General features: G+C 59.6%; 19 protein-coding genes. 5 read left to right on the top strand and 14 right to left on the bottom strand.

Translation table 11 applies throughout. From position 1 onward, the window contains the following. The first annotated feature begins 160 nt into the window (after positions 1–160). Positions 161–2,605: a thiamine pyrophosphate-dependent enzyme gene (locus U5K31_04735; protein MDZ7772033.1), complete on the top strand. Its 2,445-nt coding sequence runs from the start codon at positions 161–163 to the stop codon at positions 2,603–2,605. Between the two features lie 133 nt (positions 2,606–2,738). Then, positions 2,739–3,512 carry an MBL fold metallo-hydrolase gene (locus tag U5K31_04730; GenBank protein MDZ7772032.1) on the top strand — a complete coding sequence of 258 codons (774 nt, stop codon included), beginning with the start codon at positions 2,739–2,741 and terminating at the stop codon, positions 3,510–3,512. A gap of 36 nt (positions 3,513–3,548) precedes the next feature. Here the strand turns inward: U5K31_04730 and cyoE are convergent, their stop codons facing one another. Beyond that, positions 3,549–4,463, bottom strand: coding sequence for a heme o synthase (cyoE, locus tag U5K31_04725; protein ID MDZ7772031.1), 915 nt, complete (start codon positions 4,461–4,463; stop codon positions 3,549–3,551). A 96-nt stretch (positions 4,464–4,559) separates the two neighbouring features. On the opposite strand from cyoE, the gene U5K31_04720 reads away from it, so the two are divergent. Next, positions 4,560–5,483 (top strand): COX15/CtaA family protein, encoded by a 924-nt coding sequence (locus tag U5K31_04720; protein ID MDZ7772030.1) that lies wholly within the window; start codon positions 4,560–4,562, stop codon positions 5,481–5,483. Positions 5,484–5,555: 72 nt separating this feature from the next. Here U5K31_04720 and U5K31_04715 read toward each other — a convergent pair whose 3' ends face one another. Then, a complete protein-coding gene (locus U5K31_04715) occupies positions 5,556–5,891 on the bottom strand; it encodes a type II toxin-antitoxin system PemK/MazF family toxin (protein ID MDZ7772029.1) in 336 nt (111 codons plus the stop codon). Continuing rightward, entirely contained in the window at positions 5,885–6,142 is a 258-nt protein-coding gene (locus U5K31_04710) for an AbrB/MazE/SpoVT family DNA-binding domain-containing protein (GenBank protein MDZ7772028.1), read from the bottom strand. The genes U5K31_04715 and U5K31_04710 overlap by 7 nt, the downstream gene beginning before the upstream one ends. 139 nt (positions 6,143–6,281) lie before the next feature. Between U5K31_04710 and U5K31_04705 the strand changes: the two genes are divergently transcribed. After that, positions 6,282–7,487: a 6-bladed beta-propeller gene (locus U5K31_04705; GenBank protein ID MDZ7772027.1), complete on the top strand. Its 1,206-nt coding sequence runs from the start codon at positions 6,282–6,284 to the stop codon at positions 7,485–7,487. Between the two features lies 1 nt (position 7,488). On the opposite strand, the gene U5K31_04700 is transcribed toward U5K31_04705, so the two are convergent. Then, positions 7,489–7,791 (bottom strand): cytochrome C oxidase subunit IV family protein, encoded by a 303-nt coding sequence (locus U5K31_04700; GenBank protein ID MDZ7772026.1) that lies wholly within the window; start codon positions 7,789–7,791, stop codon positions 7,489–7,491. A gap of 52 nt (positions 7,792–7,843) precedes the next feature. Next, complete coding sequence (locus U5K31_04695; protein ID MDZ7772025.1) at positions 7,844–8,083, bottom strand: cytochrome c oxidase subunit 3; 240 nt, start codon at positions 8,081–8,083, stop codon at positions 7,844–7,846. Here U5K31_04695 and U5K31_04690 point away from each other — a divergent pair. Then, positions 8,067–8,483 (top strand): hypothetical protein, encoded by a 417-nt coding sequence (locus U5K31_04690; GenBank protein ID MDZ7772024.1) that lies wholly within the window; start codon positions 8,067–8,069, stop codon positions 8,481–8,483. The genes U5K31_04695 and U5K31_04690 overlap by 17 nt on opposite strands. A gap of 45 nt (positions 8,484–8,528) precedes the next feature. Here the strand turns inward: U5K31_04690 and U5K31_04685 are convergent, their stop codons facing one another. The 9 genes from U5K31_04685 to nrfD are packed head-to-tail and all read right to left on the bottom strand — an operon-like array spanning position 8,529 to position 16,956. Further along, a complete protein-coding gene (locus U5K31_04685; GenBank protein MDZ7772023.1) occupies positions 8,529–9,992 on the bottom strand; it encodes a cbb3-type cytochrome c oxidase subunit I in 1,464 nt (487 codons plus the stop codon). Further along, positions 9,892–10,281: a hypothetical protein gene (locus U5K31_04680; protein MDZ7772022.1), complete on the bottom strand. Its 390-nt coding sequence runs from the start codon at positions 10,279–10,281 to the stop codon at positions 9,892–9,894. Before U5K31_04680 ends, U5K31_04685 begins: the two co-directional genes overlap by 101 nt. 3 nt (positions 10,282–10,284) lie before the next feature. Next, positions 10,285–11,238: a cytochrome c oxidase subunit II gene (gene coxB, locus U5K31_04675; protein MDZ7772021.1), complete on the bottom strand. Its 954-nt coding sequence runs from the start codon at positions 11,236–11,238 to the stop codon at positions 10,285–10,287. After that, on the bottom strand, positions 11,225–12,130 hold the full coding sequence (locus U5K31_04670; protein ID MDZ7772020.1) for an SCO family protein: 906 nt from the start codon (positions 12,128–12,130) through the stop codon (positions 11,225–11,227). Before U5K31_04670 ends, coxB begins: the two co-directional genes overlap by 14 nt. A gap of 11 nt (positions 12,131–12,141) precedes the next feature. Next, positions 12,142–12,720 (bottom strand): hypothetical protein, encoded by a 579-nt coding sequence (locus U5K31_04665; GenBank protein ID MDZ7772019.1) that lies wholly within the window; start codon positions 12,718–12,720, stop codon positions 12,142–12,144. 24 nt (positions 12,721–12,744) lie between these two features. Continuing rightward, positions 12,745–13,929 carry a hypothetical protein gene (locus U5K31_04660; protein MDZ7772018.1) on the bottom strand — a complete coding sequence of 395 codons (1,185 nt, stop codon included), beginning with the start codon at positions 13,927–13,929 and terminating at the stop codon, positions 12,745–12,747. A 15-nt stretch (positions 13,930–13,944) separates the two neighbouring features. Next, positions 13,945–14,925, bottom strand: a complete 981-nt coding sequence (locus U5K31_04655; GenBank protein MDZ7772017.1) for a c-type cytochrome — start codon at positions 14,923–14,925, stop codon at positions 13,945–13,947. Positions 14,926–14,953: 28 nt separating this feature from the next. Next, positions 14,954–15,502 carry a DUF3341 domain-containing protein gene (locus tag U5K31_04650; GenBank protein ID MDZ7772016.1) on the bottom strand — a complete coding sequence of 183 codons (549 nt, stop codon included), beginning with the start codon at positions 15,500–15,502 and terminating at the stop codon, positions 14,954–14,956. Between the two features lie 11 nt (positions 15,503–15,513). Then, positions 15,514–16,956, bottom strand: a complete 1,443-nt coding sequence (gene nrfD, locus U5K31_04645; GenBank protein MDZ7772015.1) for an NrfD/PsrC family molybdoenzyme membrane anchor subunit — start codon at positions 16,954–16,956, stop codon at positions 15,514–15,516. Between the last annotated feature and the right edge of the window lie 3 nt (positions 16,957–16,959).

Below are 16,959 nucleotides of genomic sequence, written 5' to 3'. Positions count from 1 at the left end.
CGGGGCCTGAACCGGCATTTGGACACGCTCTGGCGGGATGGTCCTTTTTGTAAAACAAGCCGGATCGCCTTATTTTCCGACCCGGCATTTCTCGGCCTATGCACGCGGACAGCCGCATCATACCGGCGGCGGCCGCATCTAACGAATGGATTCTGATAACATGGCAAGTACCAAGACCAAGAAGAAGAGCGCATCCCAGGCAGCCTCCACGTCGAAGCGGACCAAGAAAGAGAACGAACAGCTGCTGGAGGACTACCGCCTGGCGGTCGAGAGCCGGGAGGCCTCCTACCTGGGACGCAAGGAGACACTCACCGGCAAGGCCAAGTTCGGGATCTTCGGCGACGGCAAGGAAATGCCGCAGATTGCCATGGCGCGCTATTTTAAAGACGGGGACTTCCGCTCGGGCTACTACCGCGACCAGACTTTTATGATGGCCATCGGGCAGGTCACCCTCCAGCAGTTCTTCGCCCAGCTCTACGCCCACGCCGATGTGGAGCAGGAGCCCAACAGCGGGGGTCGCCAGATGAACGCCCACTTCAGCACCCGCAGCCTGGACGAGGAGGGCAACTGGAAGGACCTGACAAAGATGAAAAATACCTCCCCCGACATCTCGCCCACCAGCGGGCAGATGACCCGGTTGCTGGGACTGGCCCAGGCTTCGACCATCTACCGCAACCACGAGGAGCTGAAGGAGCGTGAGGAATTCCGGAAATTTTCTGACAACGGCAACGAGGTAGCCTGGGGCACCATCGGGGATGCCAGTACCTCCGAGGGACCCTTCTGGGAGACGGTCAACGCCGCGGGCGTGCTGCAGGTGCCCATGGTGCTCTCGGTGTGGGATGACGGCTACGGCATTTCGGTGCCGCGCAAGTACCAGACCACCAAGGAGAGCATCTCCGACGCGCTGGAAGGCTTCCAGCGCAACGAGGAGCAGGAGGGACTCGAAATCCTGCGTGTGAAGGCGTGGGACTATCCCGCGCTGCTGGAGACCTACGAAAAGGCGGCGCGCATTGCCCGCGAGGAGCATGTGCCTGTGCTGGTGCACGTGCAGGAGGTCACCCAGCCGCAGGGCCACTCCACCTCCGGTTCCCACGAACGCTACAAGGACGAGGAGCGCCTGAAGTTCGAGGAGGAGTACTGCTGCATACGCAGGATGCGCGTCTGGATGGTGGAGGAGGGCATTGCCGGCGAGGAGGAGCTGGACGCCATCGAGAAGCAGGCGGAGCAGGACGTGAAGGAGGCCCAGAAGGCTGCATGGAGCGCCTTCAAGGGTGAGATCAAGGAAGAGCTGAACCAGGCGGGGGCCCTGATTGACGAGCTGGCTTCAAGCAGCGCGCAGGGTGAAAAGCTGAAGGAAATCAAGAAAGCGATGAATCGTCCCATGGTGCCCCTGCGCAAGGACATCATCGGGGCAGTACGCAAGGCCCTGCGGGTAACCCGCGGCGAGGACCATCCCGTGCGCAGAAACATGGATCGCTGGCTTGAAAAGCACATGGAACTGAACCGCCGGCGCTACGACTCGCATCTCTACAGCGAGGGCGGGCAGTCGCCCCTCAACGTGGAGGAGGTGGCGCCTGTATATGGCGACGATCCCGAAAAGGTGGACGGGCGCGTGGTGCTGCGCGACAACTTTGAGAAGATTTTTGAGCAATATCCAGAGACGCTGGTCTTCGGGGAGGACACCGGCAAGCTGGGCGATGTAAATAAGGGACTGGAAGGCATGCAGGAGAAGTTCGGCGAGTTGCGGGTGCGCGACACCGGCATCCGCGAGGCCACCATCCTGGGGCAGGGCATCGGCATGGCCCTGCGCGGGCTGCGTCCCATCGCCGAGATTCAGTACCTGGACTACCTGCTTTTCTGCTTCCAGGGTCTCAGCGACGACCTGGCTACGGTGCGTTACCGCAGCATGGGCGGTCAGAAGGCGCCGGCCATTGTAAGGACACGGGGACACCGTCTGGAAGGCATCTGGCACACCGGCTCGCCCATGGGTATGATCCTGAACGGGGTGCGCGGGGTGCACGTATGTGTGCCGCGCAACCTCACCGAAGCCGCCGGCATGTATAACACCCTGCTGCGGGGCGATGACCCTGCGCTTGTCGTGGAGCCCCTGAACGCCTACCGCCTCAAAGAGCCCATGCCCGAGAACCTGGGCGAGTTTACCGTACCGCTGGGCATCCCCAAGGTGGTTGCCGAGGGCACCGATATTACCATCGTCTCCTACGGCTCCACCTGCAATATCTGCGAGGACGTGGTGCCTCAGCTAGCCGATGCGGGCATCTCCGCCGAGCTCATCGACGTGCGCACTCTGTTGCCCTTCGACCGCAACCACGACATTGTGAAATCACTTCAGAAGACCAACCGCATCCTGTTCGTGGACGAGGACGTTCCGGGGGGTGCCAGCGCCTTCATGCTGAACAAGGTACTCCAGGAGCAGAAGGGCTACTATTATCTCGACTCCGAACCGCAGTGCCTCACCGCCAAGGAGCACCGCGGCGCCTTTGGCTCAGACGGCGACTACTTCTCCAAGCCCAACGAGGAAGACATCTTCGAGGCGGCCTACGCCCTCATGCACGAGGCCGACCCCGCACGGTATCCCGCCATCTAGCATCTGCGGTTTTCGAACGTTTTTTGGCTTTGGTGTCCAGTCCCATAGGACAAAAAATACGGCAATAGTACGGAGGTGGCATTATTGACCCTCCGCTGTTATCATGAAGGAGACTTCAACCCAATTCCCTGTCATGAAGACCCTCACTTCGACCTGCGTTTTATTGCTCATGCTCACCCTGGGAGCTGAGGCCCAGCGCACCTCCCCCGATACCATTCCCGCCGAAGCGGGCGAGGTGACCGTCCATCCCGTGCGCCACGGCTCGCTGGTGCTCCAGTGGAACGGCCATGCGGTGTACGTGGACCCGGTGGGAGGGGCGGCGCTCTATGAGGGACTCCCCCGGCCCGACTTGGTGCTGATCACCCACCCGCACGGTGACCACATGGATCTCGCTACCCTGCGGGCGCTCAACGACAAGAACCCGGTCATCATAGCGCCCAAGGTTGTCGGACAGGAGCTGCCCTCTGACTTCGAAGGGCAGGTGGTTGTACTGCCCAACGGGTCCGACACCAACCGTTCCGCGGCCGGGGACATGCCCGATATTCCGGTGAACGTTAGGTCGGTTCCCATGTACAATCTGCCTGACGGGCCCGACGCGCGCCATCCCAAGGGCTGGGGCAACGGCTACCTGGTGGAGCTGGGTGGAAAGGTGTTCTACGTGTCGGGGGACACGGAGGATATTCCCGAGATGCGCAGCCTGGAGGGGGTGGATGTAGCCTTCGTCTGCATGAATATGCCCTATACCATGGACGTGAACCAGGCGGCCGACGCGGTGCTGGAATTCCAGCCTGCCATCGTCTATCCCTACCACTACAGGGGCCAGAATATCGCGCGTTTCAAGGAGCTGGTCGATGCGGGAGGCACCGCGGTGGAGGTAAGGCTCAAGGAGTGGTACCCCGGTAACTGAGGTGAGCGCCCGGCCGGGGAGGCTGGCCGTCTTTGCCTAGAACCAGCGCAGCACCAGCTGGTCGATAAACACGAAGAGCCACACCAGCGGCAGGTAGCCGAAGGAGGCGAACATCAGCTTTTTGGCGGAGGCCTTGTCACGGTCCCGTGCAAATAACAGCCCGAAGGCCAGGAAGACCACCCCGCAGATCAAGCTCCCCACCAGGAAGATCCAGCCTAACAGTCCGATGGACCAGACTGCCCAGGTTACAGGCAGCAGGGCAACCAGGCAGGCCAGCATGTAACCGGCCGCCTTCCTGCCTCGCTCGTCGTTGCGTGGCAGCATGCGGAAACCCGCCGTGCTGTAGTCATCCTTGCACACCCAGGCGATGGCCATCACGTGGGGAATCTGCCATAGAAATACGATGCCGAAAAGAAGCCACATGCCGATGCTGCCCAGGTGTCCCGTGGCTGCGGCCCAGCCGCCCACAACGGGCAGAGCGCCGGGGACCGAACCCACCAGTACGTTGACGGCCGAAACGCGTTTGAGAGGCGTATAGGCGCCCAGGTAGATGAGGGTAGTCAGCAGGGAGACGGCGGCGGCCACCTGGTTGACGAGCAGCACGAGGTAGAGCAGCCCGGCGGCCATCAGCGTGAAGGAGAAGATGGCGCTGCGGGTGGGAGAGATCTTGCTGGAGGGGACAGGCCGCTCCCGGGTGCGTTTCATCCGCCCGTCGTAGCGCCACTCCATGAACTGGTTGTGGGCGGCCGTTCCGGAGGCGATCAGCCAGGTGCCCACAAGGGCGTGGATCATCAGAAAGAAATCGATCTCCGCGCCCGAACCCAGCACGAAACCGATAAGCATGCTGGCCAGGACCGTCATGGTGATGCCGGGCTTGGTCAGTTCGAAGTAGGCCGCCAGGGTATCGGTGTCCAGCAGCCTCGACTGGGCGTATTCGGTGCTTGATTTCATGTGCGGGAAGGAATTTTTCGAGGAAATAAGGTAGTGATTAATCGGGAGAATTGTTACCCTTAAACACCCTGGCAACCGAGCAGCAGGAGTCCCCTTATGCCTCTCAACACCTATCAGAAGACGGCCCTTACGACGGTGGGGGCGGTGATTTTTTTAATTTTTGTCGGGGGACTGGTACGCGCCGCGGGGGCCGGGCTGGGATGCCCCGACTGGCCCAAATGCTTCGGAGTGTGGATTCCGCCTACCTCGGCCGCCGAACTGCCCGCCGGCTTTGACGCCACCGAGTTCAACGTCTGGAAGACGTGGACCGAGTACGTAAACCGGCTGGTGGGGGTGGTGATCGGATTGCTGATCACGGCCACCTTTCTGCTCTCCTTTCGCTACCGCCGCGAAAAGCCGGCCGTGCTCTGGAGCTCCGCCGCCGCCTTCGTGCTGGTGCTGGTGCAGGGATGGCTCGGGGGACGCGTGGTGGAGACGGGCCTGGACGAGTGGCTGATCACCCTCCACATGATGCTGGCCATGCTCATCATGCTGGTGCTTATCTACGCGGTCTTCCGCGCCATGGGCGACCGGCTGGATTTTTCCTTCGAGCTCTCAACTTCCACCTGGCGCAGGCTCTATGGCATTTCCCTCGCCGTGCTGCTGCTCACCGCTTTCCAGCTGGTACTGGGCACGCAGGTGCGCGAGGCGGTGGACGTGATCAAGAACGCCGAGATGGTGCCGCCGCGCGGGGAGTGGATCTCCATGATCGGTACGGTCGACGAGATCCACCGCACCTTTTCGTGGACGCTGTTTCTCGGGGGAGGCTATCTTTTCTGGCTGACAGGGTGGAAAACAAGCTCGCGGCTGCTCTCGCGGCTGGGCATGGCCATCTTCGGGGTGATTCTCATGCAAATTGCCCTGGGCGCCGGGCTCTACTACCTGGGCATGCCGCCCGCCTTCCAGGTGCTGCACCTGACCGGCATTGCCATCATGGTGGCCCTGGAGTTCCTGCTGGTGATGGTGCTGAAGCTGCCGTAAAGGTAGTGCTTCCGGCTGATGTGATGTACCGGCTGTCTGCCGGTCTGTTTGTGCATCGGGCAGGCGGGAGGCTCAAGAGGCAAACATCTCTTGGAGGAGACTAAGTACCTTATCTTCGGCCGCAGAACTGATCGTTCCCAGCTTTTTCACGAGTCGTGATTTGTCTACTGTCCGAATCTGGTCCAATACAATCTGTCCCTTTTTACCCTGGAAGGTAGTCGTGATCCGCGAGGGATACGTTTTTATGGTTGAGGTCATGGGGGCGATGATCACCGTCCTTATATGTCGGTTCATTTCGTCCGGTGAGATGATCAGACAGGGACGGGTTTTCCTGATTTCCGACCCTTTCGTCGGACCGAGTGAAATCAGATATACCTCAAAACGCCGGACCGTCTGGCTGGCTACCATGTCCACTCCTCTTCATCCCATTTACCGGGCTTTTCGGTGTCCTCCCGGTCCAACAGCCGGTCATCGTTTTCCCGGGCCATATCTTCGAAGGCCTCGTCCCAGTTTTTCCGGATTTCCTCGGCAGGACGGAGGATGATTTCATCGTCGCGCAAGATCATCTCAATTTCCCCTGACAGCCCGCTCTCTTCGATCAGAGGCTTGGGGATTCGGACGCCCTGGGAGTTGCCAATGCGAATAAGTTTGGTTTTCATGGTGTCGCTATTTGATGGTAATACACCGTAAAGTAATTACAATGTAAGTACAATACAAAGTGGATGTTTTTTCCTGTGATTGTCCGTAATATCACTAAGTGATTAGTATGCAAGAAAGCCGGAACCGACCTCCATACAAATGTCTGTTGTAAGATATAATATCTTCCTGCTTCTGGTTGCCACACTCCTTCTCTCGGCATGCGGGGAACGTCCGCAGGAGCAGGATGCCGTCGACCCGGGAACGCCCATGACCCTCCACGAGAACCTGGTGATCAGCAGCGGAGATGAGGGAGGGAGTGCACCTTTTCTGACCTTTGTCAATGACTTGGCCGTGGACCGGCAGGGTGCCATCTATGTGTATGTGGGCACAGACGGTATTAACGAGATTTATAAATTCGACCGTGAGGGTACGTATATCCAAACGCTGGGGGGTGAGGGCAGGGGACCCGGTGAGCATCAGAATATCACGGCCATGTATGTTGACAGCAACAATCGCCTGATAACCGCCGATTTTGATAACGCACGCCTTACCATGTTTGACCAAACCGGAGACGTGCTCCGAAGCGAACCAGCACCCGGCATCAACCGAATTGTCCAGATTCGGGAATTACCCGATGGCCGATTTGTACTCATCGGTTGGAACGAAGAGAGCCAGAGCATGGCACACGTGGTCAGTCGGAACTTTTCCCGTCTTGAGGAGAGTGTTGGAGAGGCAGAACGGGTTATTCCCTGGTTTGAGGATGAGATGGAAAAAAGATTTTTGACCAATCAGGCGGGTAAGGCTGTTGTGACGGGAGAACGTGCTTTTGTATTCATCCCATCCACCTATGCGGGCAAGCTGCATCTTTATACTGACGAAGGGGAAGGCTATCAATGGGCGAGGGCCGTAGAGGGATACCAGACCATCGACCCGCCTCTTCAATTTGGGTCGAGCGATGATCCGCCTCCCAGGATCGATGCCATGCTGATGATGAGGGGTGGGCGGAGTGCTATTATTATGCAACATTCCGTCACCTTTGGCATGTACCCCTTGAGAGATGGGACTTATCTGCATATTTCCTATCGTTTTCCCGAGGGTGAGGGGGATGCGGGAAGCAGTGAAGGAGAGAACAGCGGTACGGATGGCGGCCGGGAACAGAAGGGAGCCCAGCTTGTGATTGAGCACTTTTCAGACTCCCTCGAATTGCTCCGGTACACGGTCACCGACACCCTGGACCTGGGAATAACCCAGCGCAAGCGTCCCCTCTGGGTGGATCGGAGCGGACAGCTTTACCTGGCGGACAACTCAGACGATTCCGGCAGCGTGGTGAGGAGATTTCAGATAGTGGGACTGGGGCTGGACTAGTCTAAAATCCCGGCTGCACCGGCGCGCGGAAGAAGACGTCCAGCATGGACAGTATTACCAGCAGTGCCAGGAAGAGCAGCGCGGTGACAAATACCATAGAGTTGAAGCGCTCATCCCAGTAGAGGTTCATAAAGAAGAGCACCACCAGGGCGGCTTTGGCCACGGCGACGGCCATGGCGACCAGGATGGACCAGGGGTGGGGGAGGGCGAGGTAGTGCACGCCTACTGTGACGATGGTGAGAAAAAAGAGCGCGCCGGCGACGCCCAGGAGAATCTTATCGGTGGAAATGTGATGTCCGCTCATGGCTGAATATCGTTTTGTCGGTTCGTCAATTCCTTTGGTGTAGCCCGCCCGCTCAGTCGATCAGGTAGTAGAGCGGGAAGAGGAAGATCCAGATGATGTCGACCAGGTGCCAGTAGAGGCCGGTGATCTCCACCGGGGTGTAGTAGTCGGCGTTGAAGTGGCCTTTCAGGGTTCGCACCAGAAGCCAGGTCATCAGTCCGATGCCCACGAGCACGTGAATGCCGTGCAGACCGGTCATCAGGTAGTAGAGGCTGAAAAAGATGTTGGCCTTCGGGATGAGCGATGCCCTCAAAAGTATAAAATTCGCCCGGGTAGATGCCCAGGTGGAATTTGTGTTCGTACTCAAAGTACTTGATCACCATGAACACGCAGGCCAGGGCAATGGTGATGCCCAGGTTGATGGCGATGTTGCGTATCTGGTTGAGTTGGGCCGACTTGATGGCCATGGCCACCGTCAGGGAGCTCCCGATCAGCACGAGGGTGTTGACGCCTCCCCAGAGCGTGTTAAGTTCGGTGGAGGCCATCGTAAAGAGCTCGGGGTGCCAGACCCGGTAGATGATGTAGGCGGCGAAGAGTCCCCCGAACATGAGGATCTCGGTGGCCAGGAACACCCACATCCCGAACTTGGCGGTGTTGAACTGCTGCTCCGCATTCACAAAGTGGTGCTGCAGGAAAGCGGGATGCGAGGATGATTCGGAATGATTGGACATGGTTGAAATTCGTTTGTCGGTTCGCTGTTACTCTTCTGCCTCTACCTTGGTATCGGGACCGGCCTCGATCTTGGCCCCGTGCGCAGGGTCGTGCCCGTTGCCGCCGGCCAGTCCGAGCTGAAATTCCGCCATGGGCTTGTGGTAGTCGTAGGGGCCGTGAATCATGACCGGCGTGTACTCGAAATTATGCGCCGGCGCGGGGGAGGCGATCTGCCATTCGGTAGCGCGGCTGCCCCAGGGATTGGGGCCGACCTTTTCGCCTCCAAAGAAGACGGTTTTGAGCATGTAATAGAATACCAGCATGAAGCCGATGCCCAGGATGAAGGACCCTATGGTCGAGACCTGGTGGAAGGGCTGGAACTGGTCGATGTAGGTGAAATAGCGCCGCGGCATGCCGAGCGAGCCCATCACGAACTGCGGCAGGAAGGTGACGTTGAAGCCCAGGAAGATCAGTCCGCAGGCGATTTTGGCCAGCGTCTGGTTGTACATGACCCCGAACATCTTGGGCCACCAGTAGTGGAGCCCCCCGAGGAAGGCCATCACCATGCCTCCCACCATCACGAAGTGGAAGTGGGCGACCACGTAGTAGGTGTCGTGCAGGTGCACGTCGATGGAGAGGGTGGCCAGCGCGATGCCGGTCAGCCCGCCCACCGTGAACAGGAAGAAAAACCCGAGTATGTACAGCAGGGGCGTCTGCAGGGAGATGGATCCCTTGTACATGGTGGCCAGCCAGTTGAACATCTTGATGCCCGTCGGGATGCCCACCAGGAAGGTGAGGAAGGAGAAGACGATGGAGGCGAGGTCGGCCTGGCCGGAGACGAACATGTGGTGGCCCCAGACCAGGAAGCTGATGAAGGCGATGGCGAGCGATGACAGGGCGATGGCCCAGTAGCCGAAGATGGTTTTCTTGGAAAAGGTGGAGATGATCTCGGAGACCACCCCGAAGCCGGGCACGATCATGATGTACACGGCCGGGTGCGAGTAGAACCAGAAGAAGTGCTGGTAGAGCACCGGGTCGCCGCCCAGTGCGGGATCGAAGATGCCGATGCCCAGCACGCGTTCCATGGCGAGCAGCAGCAGGGTGATGGCCAGCACGGGCGTGGCCAGGATCTGGATGATGCTGGTGGCGTAGAGCGACCAGCAGAAAAGCGAGAGCTTGTCCCATGTGATGCCGGGCGCGCGCATCTTGTGGATGGTCACGATAAAGTTTAGGCCCGTCATAATGGACGAAAAGCCGATGACGAAGACCCCGAAGGTCATCCAGGTCACCGCCCCTTCGGTCGTTGAGGAGTAGGGGGTGTAGAAGGTCCAGCCGGTGTCCACCCCGCCGGAGATGATGGCGGTGAGCATCAAGAGCGCGCCCCCGCAGTATACGTAGAAACTGGCCAGGTTAATCCTGGGGAAGGCCACGTCCTTCGCCCCCACGTGGATGGGCAGGATGAAGTTGCCCAGGATGGCCGGTACGGCGGGGACCAGGAAGAGGAAAATCATGATCGCGCCGTGCAGCGTGAAGAGCTGGTTGTAGGTGTCGGCCTGGATAAACGTTGGCCGCGGGGTCCCACAGCTCAATGCGGATGCCCAGGGCCAGCAGGCCGCCGGCAAGGAAGAAGACGGACAGCGCCATCAGGTAGAGCAGGCCGATCTTCTTGTGATCGACCGTGGTGAGCCAGTTCCAGATGCCCGTATCCGTATTCAGATAGTGCTCCTTGGGATCCTCCTCCGGCTTGTAGCGGCGGACCTGTACTTTCTTGGAATTTTTACTCGCTTCTGCAGATGCCATGTGTCAGTTGTTCAGCGTTTTCATGTATTCGATGATGGCCGTAATCTGGTCTTCGTTGAGGGTGCCCTGGTAGGTATTCATCAGTCCCTCGTTGTAACCCTCCACGACCTTGGCGTTGGGCTCCAGGATGGACTCGCGGATGTAGTTTTCGTCCACCTCCACCGTGGAGCCGTCCGACAGCGTCTCGGTGCTGCCGAACAGGCCGTCCCAGGAGGGGGCCTGGCCGCTGCCGTCGGGAACGTGGCAGGTCATGCAGGCGTACTGCTGGGAGATCTGCTCGCCCCATTCGGCCTGTGACAGGTCGTCGGGCTGGGAGGCGCCCCCGGCGTTGGAAGCCAGCCAGTTCTCAAACTCTTCAGGGCTGTGGACGATCACCTGGGCCATCATGTTGGAGTGGTCCGTACCGCAGTATTCGGTGCAGAATACCACCGACTCGCCCGGCTCCTTGGCCTCGAACCAGAGCTCGGTGTAGCGGTTGGGCACCACGTCCTGCTTAATGCGGTAATCGGGCACATAAAAGGAGTGGATAACGTCGCGGGAAGTCATGACCAGCTTGACGGGGCGGTCGGCGGGTACGTGCAACTCGCCCACGGTGCTGGCCCCGTTGGCGTAGCTGAACTGCCAGGTCCATTTTTGCCCGGTCACGTTCACCTCGTAGGCGTCGTCGGGTACGGTACGGAAATCCTGGAAGGCCTTGAAGCCCCATCCGAAACAGATCAGGCAGAGCACCAGGGGTATGACCGACCAGGTGACCTCCAGGGCGCTGTTGTGGGTGATTACCGGGGTGACGTCGTTATCGGAACGGCGGCGGTACTTCCAGATGAACCAGCCGATGGCCGCAAGCACCCCGATGGTGAAGATCAGGCTGCTGATGTGGACGTACCAGAATACGGCGTCCATCTGCGAGGCCAGAGTGGACTTGGCCGGGGGCAGGAAAAAATCGCTAATCGCTTGCATTCGTTTCTATGATCTTCGTTTCAATGATCGGGTTTTCTTCGTCACCATCAATGCGGGTGATGCCGCTGAGGCTCCAGTCTCTCCTGCTCTTGTTTTTCCCCTCTCTCAGCCACATGAAGGCGAGAAATATACCGAGAAATAGCAGGACGACCAAGGCGCCGAGCTTCATGATGCGCCATGCCACGGGCACGTAACTTTGAGAAGATGGGTCGTAGGAATAGCAGTAGAGCAGGGCCTGTTCTACGGTGCTCCCGATGTTTCCGTCGGCCGCCTCGTAGAGGGCATTGCGGAAGTTGAAACCGGTAAAACTTATGCCGTAGAGATAGCGCGTAAGCACGCCCTGCGGACTGGCAAACATCACGCCGGCCCCGTGGGCGTATTCGGCGTTGCGTTCCAGTTTCTCGTACTTGTAGCCGATGGCTTCGGTCAGCGCGCGGACGGCCGGCTCTTTGCCGGTCAGGAAGTGCCAGCCCTCGCCGGCGCCACGGCGCCCCAGTTTCTCAAGGATGCGCTGTCTCTCGCGCGCCGCCAGCTCCGGTCCCTCACCGGGATCGATGCTGAAGGTGACGATGGTGTAGTCGTCCCCGGGATTCCAGGTAACCTCCTCCACCCCGCGAAGCACGGCCTCGATGACCAGCGTGCAGAGCTGTGGACATTCGTAATAGACCGGGTTCAGCAGCACGGGCTTGCCCTGCTGCATCAGCTGGCCGAGGGTGACGGAGTCGCCCTCGGCGTCGGCGAAGCGAAGATCCAGGGGGATCTTTTCGCCGAGCCGCTCCTCGATGCCTACATTCTGAAGTTCGCGGGGTTGCTGCTGGTTAAGCTGGCCGAAAACATACTCAGGATGCAGGAACAGGACCGCGACAAGCAGAACATGTCCTACATACTTCATGGGGTTGCTTCTCAGTTGTTTTGCTGCACCATCTGGTTCATGGCGCTGTCAATGGGAATGTGGTAGATGCCCGCTTCGGGATCCACCACACCGAATTCTGATAGTTGATCCTCACCCTGCCTGCGGAGCTCGTTGACCTCGTAGTATTCGCTGCCGGCCGAGACGCGCTCGCGCACGAGCTGGGTGTTGTACTGGTACAATTCGAAGAGTGCCACGGTGAAGATCACAACGAGAACCATGCCGAAAACACTCCAGAAAATGAGCCTCTTGTAGTTGAGGCGGTCAAGCATGGCACCCTCACTGGCGCCGGCGGCCACGTCTTCGTTTTCGATCTCCAGTTCCCAGGTCTCCGTGCCGGTCTGGTGGTCCGGGCCAACTGCCTCGGAGGCGTCCCGGGCGCCGGCATCCTCGCCGGAGTCGGCAAATGCGTCCTCCCCGTGTTTCTCCAATTCCACGGCCCAGGTGAGTATAAGAGAGACCGGCACGCCGTGCTTTTCGGAGAGGCGGTCCAGGTTTTCACGGTCCTGGTCCAGGGCCTCCCGGGCCACGGTGCGTTTAAAATCAGCAGAATAGTGTTCGGTACCAGCCATGGTGTTGTGCTTAGGTTCGTTCGATCAGTGTTTGTCCAGCGAATCCGCCAGGCGTGGGTCTTTCAACGGCACCATCTTGCCCTGGGCGTAGCGATGGAAAAAGAAGCCCAGGAAAACGCCTCCGAGTCCCAGCAGGGCGGTGAGGGTCATCCAGTTAAAATGGAAGCCGTGTTCGTTGAGCACCGGCATGATGATCCAGTAGAGCTCCACCAGGTGGGAGACGAGAATCAGCACGGAGACGGTGCTCACGATCCGAGTGTTGGTCTTGACCCACTTAGGCAGAAGCACTACGAAGGGAATTACAAATCGGCCGAAGAGGTAGAACCAGGCCAGGTACTGGTAGCCGCCCTGCAGGCGCTCCAGGAACCAGACGGTCTCTTCGGGAATGTTGGCGTAGTAGATCAGCAGGAACTGGGAAAAAGCGATGTAGGCGTAGAATATGGTAAAGCCGAACATCTGCACCGACAGGTCGTAGAGGTGTCCCTTCTGCAGGGTGTCGGTCAGCAGGCCGCGCTTCCAGAGGAAGAGCACCAGCAGGATCATCATGGCGAAGAAGGCCTGGAAGCTCATGGCGAAATAGTAGACGCCGAACATGGTGGAGTACCAGTGGGGATCGAGGGACATCATCCAGTCGAAGCTGGCGAAGGCGAAGGTGATGCCGAAAACGAAGATTCCCGGTCCGCTGGTCCGCCGGAGCAGGGTCTGCAGTCCCCAGTCGCCCGTCTCGTCCATTTCGACGGATTTCCTGTAGAGGCGGTAGCCCAGGAAGCTCCATATGGCAAAGTAGAGCACCTGGCGCGCAATGAAGAAAGGGGTGTTCAGGTAGGGGACCTTGCCCTGGAGTACCGGGTCGGCGGCGACCGCATCGGCGTGGGTCCAGTGGTAGAGGGAGTGCATGCCCAGCAGCACGGGAATAATGAAAAGGCCCCAGATCCAGAGGTTGGAGGAGAAGGCCTCGGGAATGCGGCGCAGGGCCACGCTCCAGTGGGAGCGGGTCACGTGCTGCAGCATCACAAAAAAGAGGCAGGCCAGCCCGATGCTGGAGTAGAAGGCAAAGCTCACCAGGTAGGAGAAGAAAAACTGGTCGTGGTCCAAAAAGTAGCCGACCGCGGTGGCAATAAGGGCAACCACGCCCACGCCGAACAGGCTCCTTGTGGGATTCAGTTCGGCCGGGAAATCCAGGTTGTCGGTGATTTTGACGTTGCTCATGGCGGAATCGGGTGCTTACTGGTTATCGCTGAGGGTTCGCAGGTAGGCGATGATGGAGGCGATCTCCGCTTCGCTCAGGTAGTCGTAGGGAACCATGACCGGCTGGTAGCCCTCCACGATTTGTTCGGAGGGATTTACGATGGAATCGTGCACGTAGGCGGAGTCGACCGTCACGGTGGAGCCGTCCTCCATGGTCTCGGTGCGCCCGAAGAGGTTCTGGTGGGTGGGACCCACCCCGTCGCTGCCGTCGATGGAGTGGCAGCCCTGGCAGCCGTTCTGCGTGAAGAGCTGCTGTCCGCGCTCGGCGGAGATCTCCTCGCCGGCCGAGGCGGCGGCCTCCCGTTCCTGCTCGGCCTGCATGCGCGCGGCGTATTCCTGCTGGAGGGCGGCCAGGTCCACCTCGTACTGCTGCATCTCCTCCTCGCTCACATTCTGGCTGCGCTGCAGGGCGCGCAGGTAGGCCACGATGGCCCAGCGGTCCTCCACCTTGACCTGGTGGCCGTAGCCGGGCATGGTGCGTATGCCGTTGGCGATGACCGAATAGAGATGGCCGTCCGGCAGGTCGCGGATGCGATCCATATGGAAGGTGGGGGCCGGCACGAAGCCGTACTGCCCCTCCATGATAATGCCGTTGCCCGCCCCGGTAACGCCGTGGCAGACGCTGCAGTAGACGTTGTACTGGCGCTGTCCCCTGTTCAGAAGCTCGCGGCTCAGCTCCACGGGCATCTCCTCGACGAAGGAGCTGTCGGGGTTGATGCCCTGGTAGTAGGCCTTGTCGGCGCGCAGGTTGCCGCGGGCCACGGTGCCCTCCACCGGCATGCGCATGGAGCGGTTGTCCTCGAAAAAGGGATTGCTCTCCTGGGCTTCGAAGCGATTCTGCTGGTCCATGTTCATGTTGGGGTGGATGGGCTCCTTCTCGGAGATCTGTCCACGGCAGGATGCCAGCACCAGGGGAAGTGCCAGGGCGGCCAGGAGTACAAGCTTGGATCGATTCATCGGGTGCGGTTGCGTGTTGAACATGTGGCTATTCCGATTCGTAGACGGTCTCAATGTGGGTGGCCCCCTGGTCGCTGAAGAGCTTGGAGACTTTCTCCTCGGCGAAGAGGTCGTCGGTGGCCTCGATGCAGATGAAGAAACCGTCGTCCGAAGCCTTCTTGAAGCGCTCCACGTTGAACAGCGGGTTGTGCAGGCGCGGAAGTCCGTTCATCGCCAGCATGCCGAAGGTGGCCGCAAAGGCCGAAAAGAGCACGGTCAGCTCGAAGGTGATGGGTACGTAGATGGGAAAGTTGATGTAGGGCTTCCCGCTGATGTTCATGGGGTATTCGTAGCCCATCACCCAGATCATCAGGGCCAGGGCCCCGATCATGCCTGTCAGTCCCCCGACCAGCACAATCCATCCCAGGGGGGAGTTCTTGAGGGCCATGGCCTTCTCCATCCCGTGGATGGGGAAGGGGGCGTAGGTGTCGTAGTCCCTGTAGCCGGAGCGTTCGACGGCCTCGGCCGCATCCGTCAACTCCTTGGGATTGCGGAACTCGGCCAGGATGCCGTATAGTTTCGTGTCGTTGGCTTTCATGGTGCGGCGTTTTAGGCGGTTTGCTCTTGCTGTGCGACCTCAACGAGCTTCGGTTCCACGCTGCTCGGATCGAATTCCCCGCTCTCCTCGTCGTAGTTGTGCGGGTTGGCCTGGGGCATGGCGCCCTTGACCTCGGCGATGGCGACCATCGGCAGGTAGCGCAGGAAAAGCAGGAAGCAGGTGAAAAAGAGTCCGAAGGTGCCGACGTAGATCGAAATGTCCCACATGGTGGGGGAGTAGTAATCCCAGTTGGAGGGCATGAAGTCGGTGGAAAGCGATACCACGGCGATCATGAAGCGCTCGAACCACATGCCGATGTTCACGATGATGGAGATCACGAAGGTGATGGCCACGTTGCGTCTGATGCTCTTCGACCAGAGGAACTGCGGGGTGATCACGTTGCAGAACATCAGTATATAGAAGGCCCATGCGTAGGGGCCGGTGGCGTAGAGCCAGAAGATACCCTGCTCGTAGATGTAGCCGCTGTACCAGGCGACGAAGCCCTCGCACAGGTAGGCGAAGGCCACCAGGTTGCCCGTCACCATCATGACGATGTTCATACGCTCCATCACGTCGATGTTCATAATATCTTCCAGCCCATAGATTTTGCGGGCGATGATCATAAGGGTGAGCACCATGGCGAAGCCGGAGTAGATGGCGCCGGCGACGAAGTAGGGCGGGAAGATGGTGCTGTGCCAGCCCGGGATCATGGAGACGGCAAAGTCAAAGGAAACGATGGTGTGCACCGAGAGCACCAGGGGGGTGGCGAGGGCGGCCAGGATCATGTAGGCCTTCTCGTAGTTCCACCAGTTGCGGAAGCTGCCGGTCCAGCCCAGGGCGAAGATGCCGTAGGAGACCTGGGCGATTTTGCTCTTGGCCTTGTCGCGCAGTGTGGCCAGGTCGGGGATGAGTCCCACGTACCAGAAGAGGAGGGAGACCGTCAGGTAGGTCCCCACCGCGAAGACGTCCCACAGCAGGGGCGAACTGAAGTTGGGCCATATGCCCATCTGGTTGGGAATGGGGAAGACCCAGTAGATCACCCAGATCCTACCTACGTGGATGGCCGGGAAAATACCGGCGCAGAGCACGGCGAAGATGGTCATCGCCTCCGCAAAACGGTTGATGGCGGTTCGCCAGCCCTGCCTGAAAAGAAAGAGAATGGCCGAAATGAGTGTGCCGGCGTGACCTATACCCACCCACCAGACGAAGTTGATGATGGCCCAGCCCCAGCCGGCGGGGTTGTTGAGTCCCCAGATACCCGTTCCCTCCCAGATCAGGTAGGCGATGGAACCCAGCAGGACGATCAGCAGCAGGTTGGCCACGCCGAATGCCAGGTACCAGAGCTTGGGCGTGGGCGACAGGGGCGTGCGCGCAATCAGGTCGGTGATGCTGCCGAAATCGTGGTCGCCCTTGACCAGTGCCGGTTCGGGTGCATACGTATAATTGGTGCTCATCGT

It is taken from the genome of Balneolaceae bacterium (assembly GCA_034521445.1).
GTDB lineage: Bacteria > Bacteroidota > Rhodothermia > Balneolales > Balneolaceae > JAXHMM01.
The sequence above is the reverse complement of the archived record's forward strand: the minus strand, read 5'-3'. Positions and strand labels throughout refer to the sequence as shown.

Coding starts and splice junctions, on each gene's coding strand:
- U5K31_04735 (MDZ7772033.1), top strand. CDS start 161: ATGGCAAGTACCAAGACCAAGAAGAAGAGCGCATCCCAGGCAGCCTCC.
- U5K31_04730 (MDZ7772032.1), top strand. CDS start 2,739: ATGAAGACCCTCACTTCGACCTGCGTTTTATTGCTCATGCTCACCCTG.
- cyoE (MDZ7772031.1), bottom strand. CDS start 4,463: ATGAAATCAAGCACCGAATACGCCCAGTCGAGGCTGCTGGACACCGAT.
- U5K31_04720 (MDZ7772030.1), top strand. CDS start 4,560: ATGCCTCTCAACACCTATCAGAAGACGGCCCTTACGACGGTGGGGGCG.
- U5K31_04715 (MDZ7772029.1), bottom strand. CDS start 5,891: ATGGTAGCCAGCCAGACGGTCCGGCGTTTTGAGGTATATCTGATTTCA.
- U5K31_04710 (MDZ7772028.1), bottom strand. CDS start 6,142: ATGAAAACCAAACTTATTCGCATTGGCAACTCCCAGGGCGTCCGAATC.
- U5K31_04705 (MDZ7772027.1), top strand. CDS start 6,282: ATGTCTGTTGTAAGATATAATATCTTCCTGCTTCTGGTTGCCACACTC.
- U5K31_04700 (MDZ7772026.1), bottom strand. CDS start 7,791: ATGAGCGGACATCACATTTCCACCGATAAGATTCTCCTGGGCGTCGCC.
- U5K31_04690 (MDZ7772024.1), top strand. CDS start 8,067: ATGAGCGATGCCCTCAAAAGTATAAAATTCGCCCGGGTAGATGCCCAG.
- U5K31_04685 (MDZ7772023.1), bottom strand. CDS start 9,992: ATGATTTTCCTCTTCCTGGTCCCCGCCGTACCGGCCATCCTGGGCAAC.
- U5K31_04680 (MDZ7772022.1), bottom strand. CDS start 10,281: ATGGCATCTGCAGAAGCGAGTAAAAATTCCAAGAAAGTACAGGTCCGC.
- coxB (MDZ7772021.1), bottom strand. CDS start 11,238: ATGCAAGCGATTAGCGATTTTTTCCTGCCCCCGGCCAAGTCCACTCTG.
- U5K31_04670 (MDZ7772020.1), bottom strand. CDS start 12,130: ATGAAGTATGTAGGACATGTTCTGCTTGTCGCGGTCCTGTTCCTGCAT.
- U5K31_04665 (MDZ7772019.1), bottom strand. CDS start 12,720: ATGGCTGGTACCGAACACTATTCTGCTGATTTTAAACGCACCGTGGCC.
- U5K31_04660 (MDZ7772018.1), bottom strand. CDS start 13,929: ATGAGCAACGTCAAAATCACCGACAACCTGGATTTCCCGGCCGAACTG.
- U5K31_04655 (MDZ7772017.1), bottom strand. CDS start 14,925: ATGAATCGATCCAAGCTTGTACTCCTGGCCGCCCTGGCACTTCCCCTG.
- U5K31_04650 (MDZ7772016.1), bottom strand. CDS start 15,502: ATGAAAGCCAACGACACGAAACTATACGGCATCCTGGCCGAGTTCCGC.
- nrfD (MDZ7772015.1), bottom strand. CDS start 16,956: ATGAGCACCAATTATACGTATGCACCCGAACCGGCACTGGTCAAGGGC.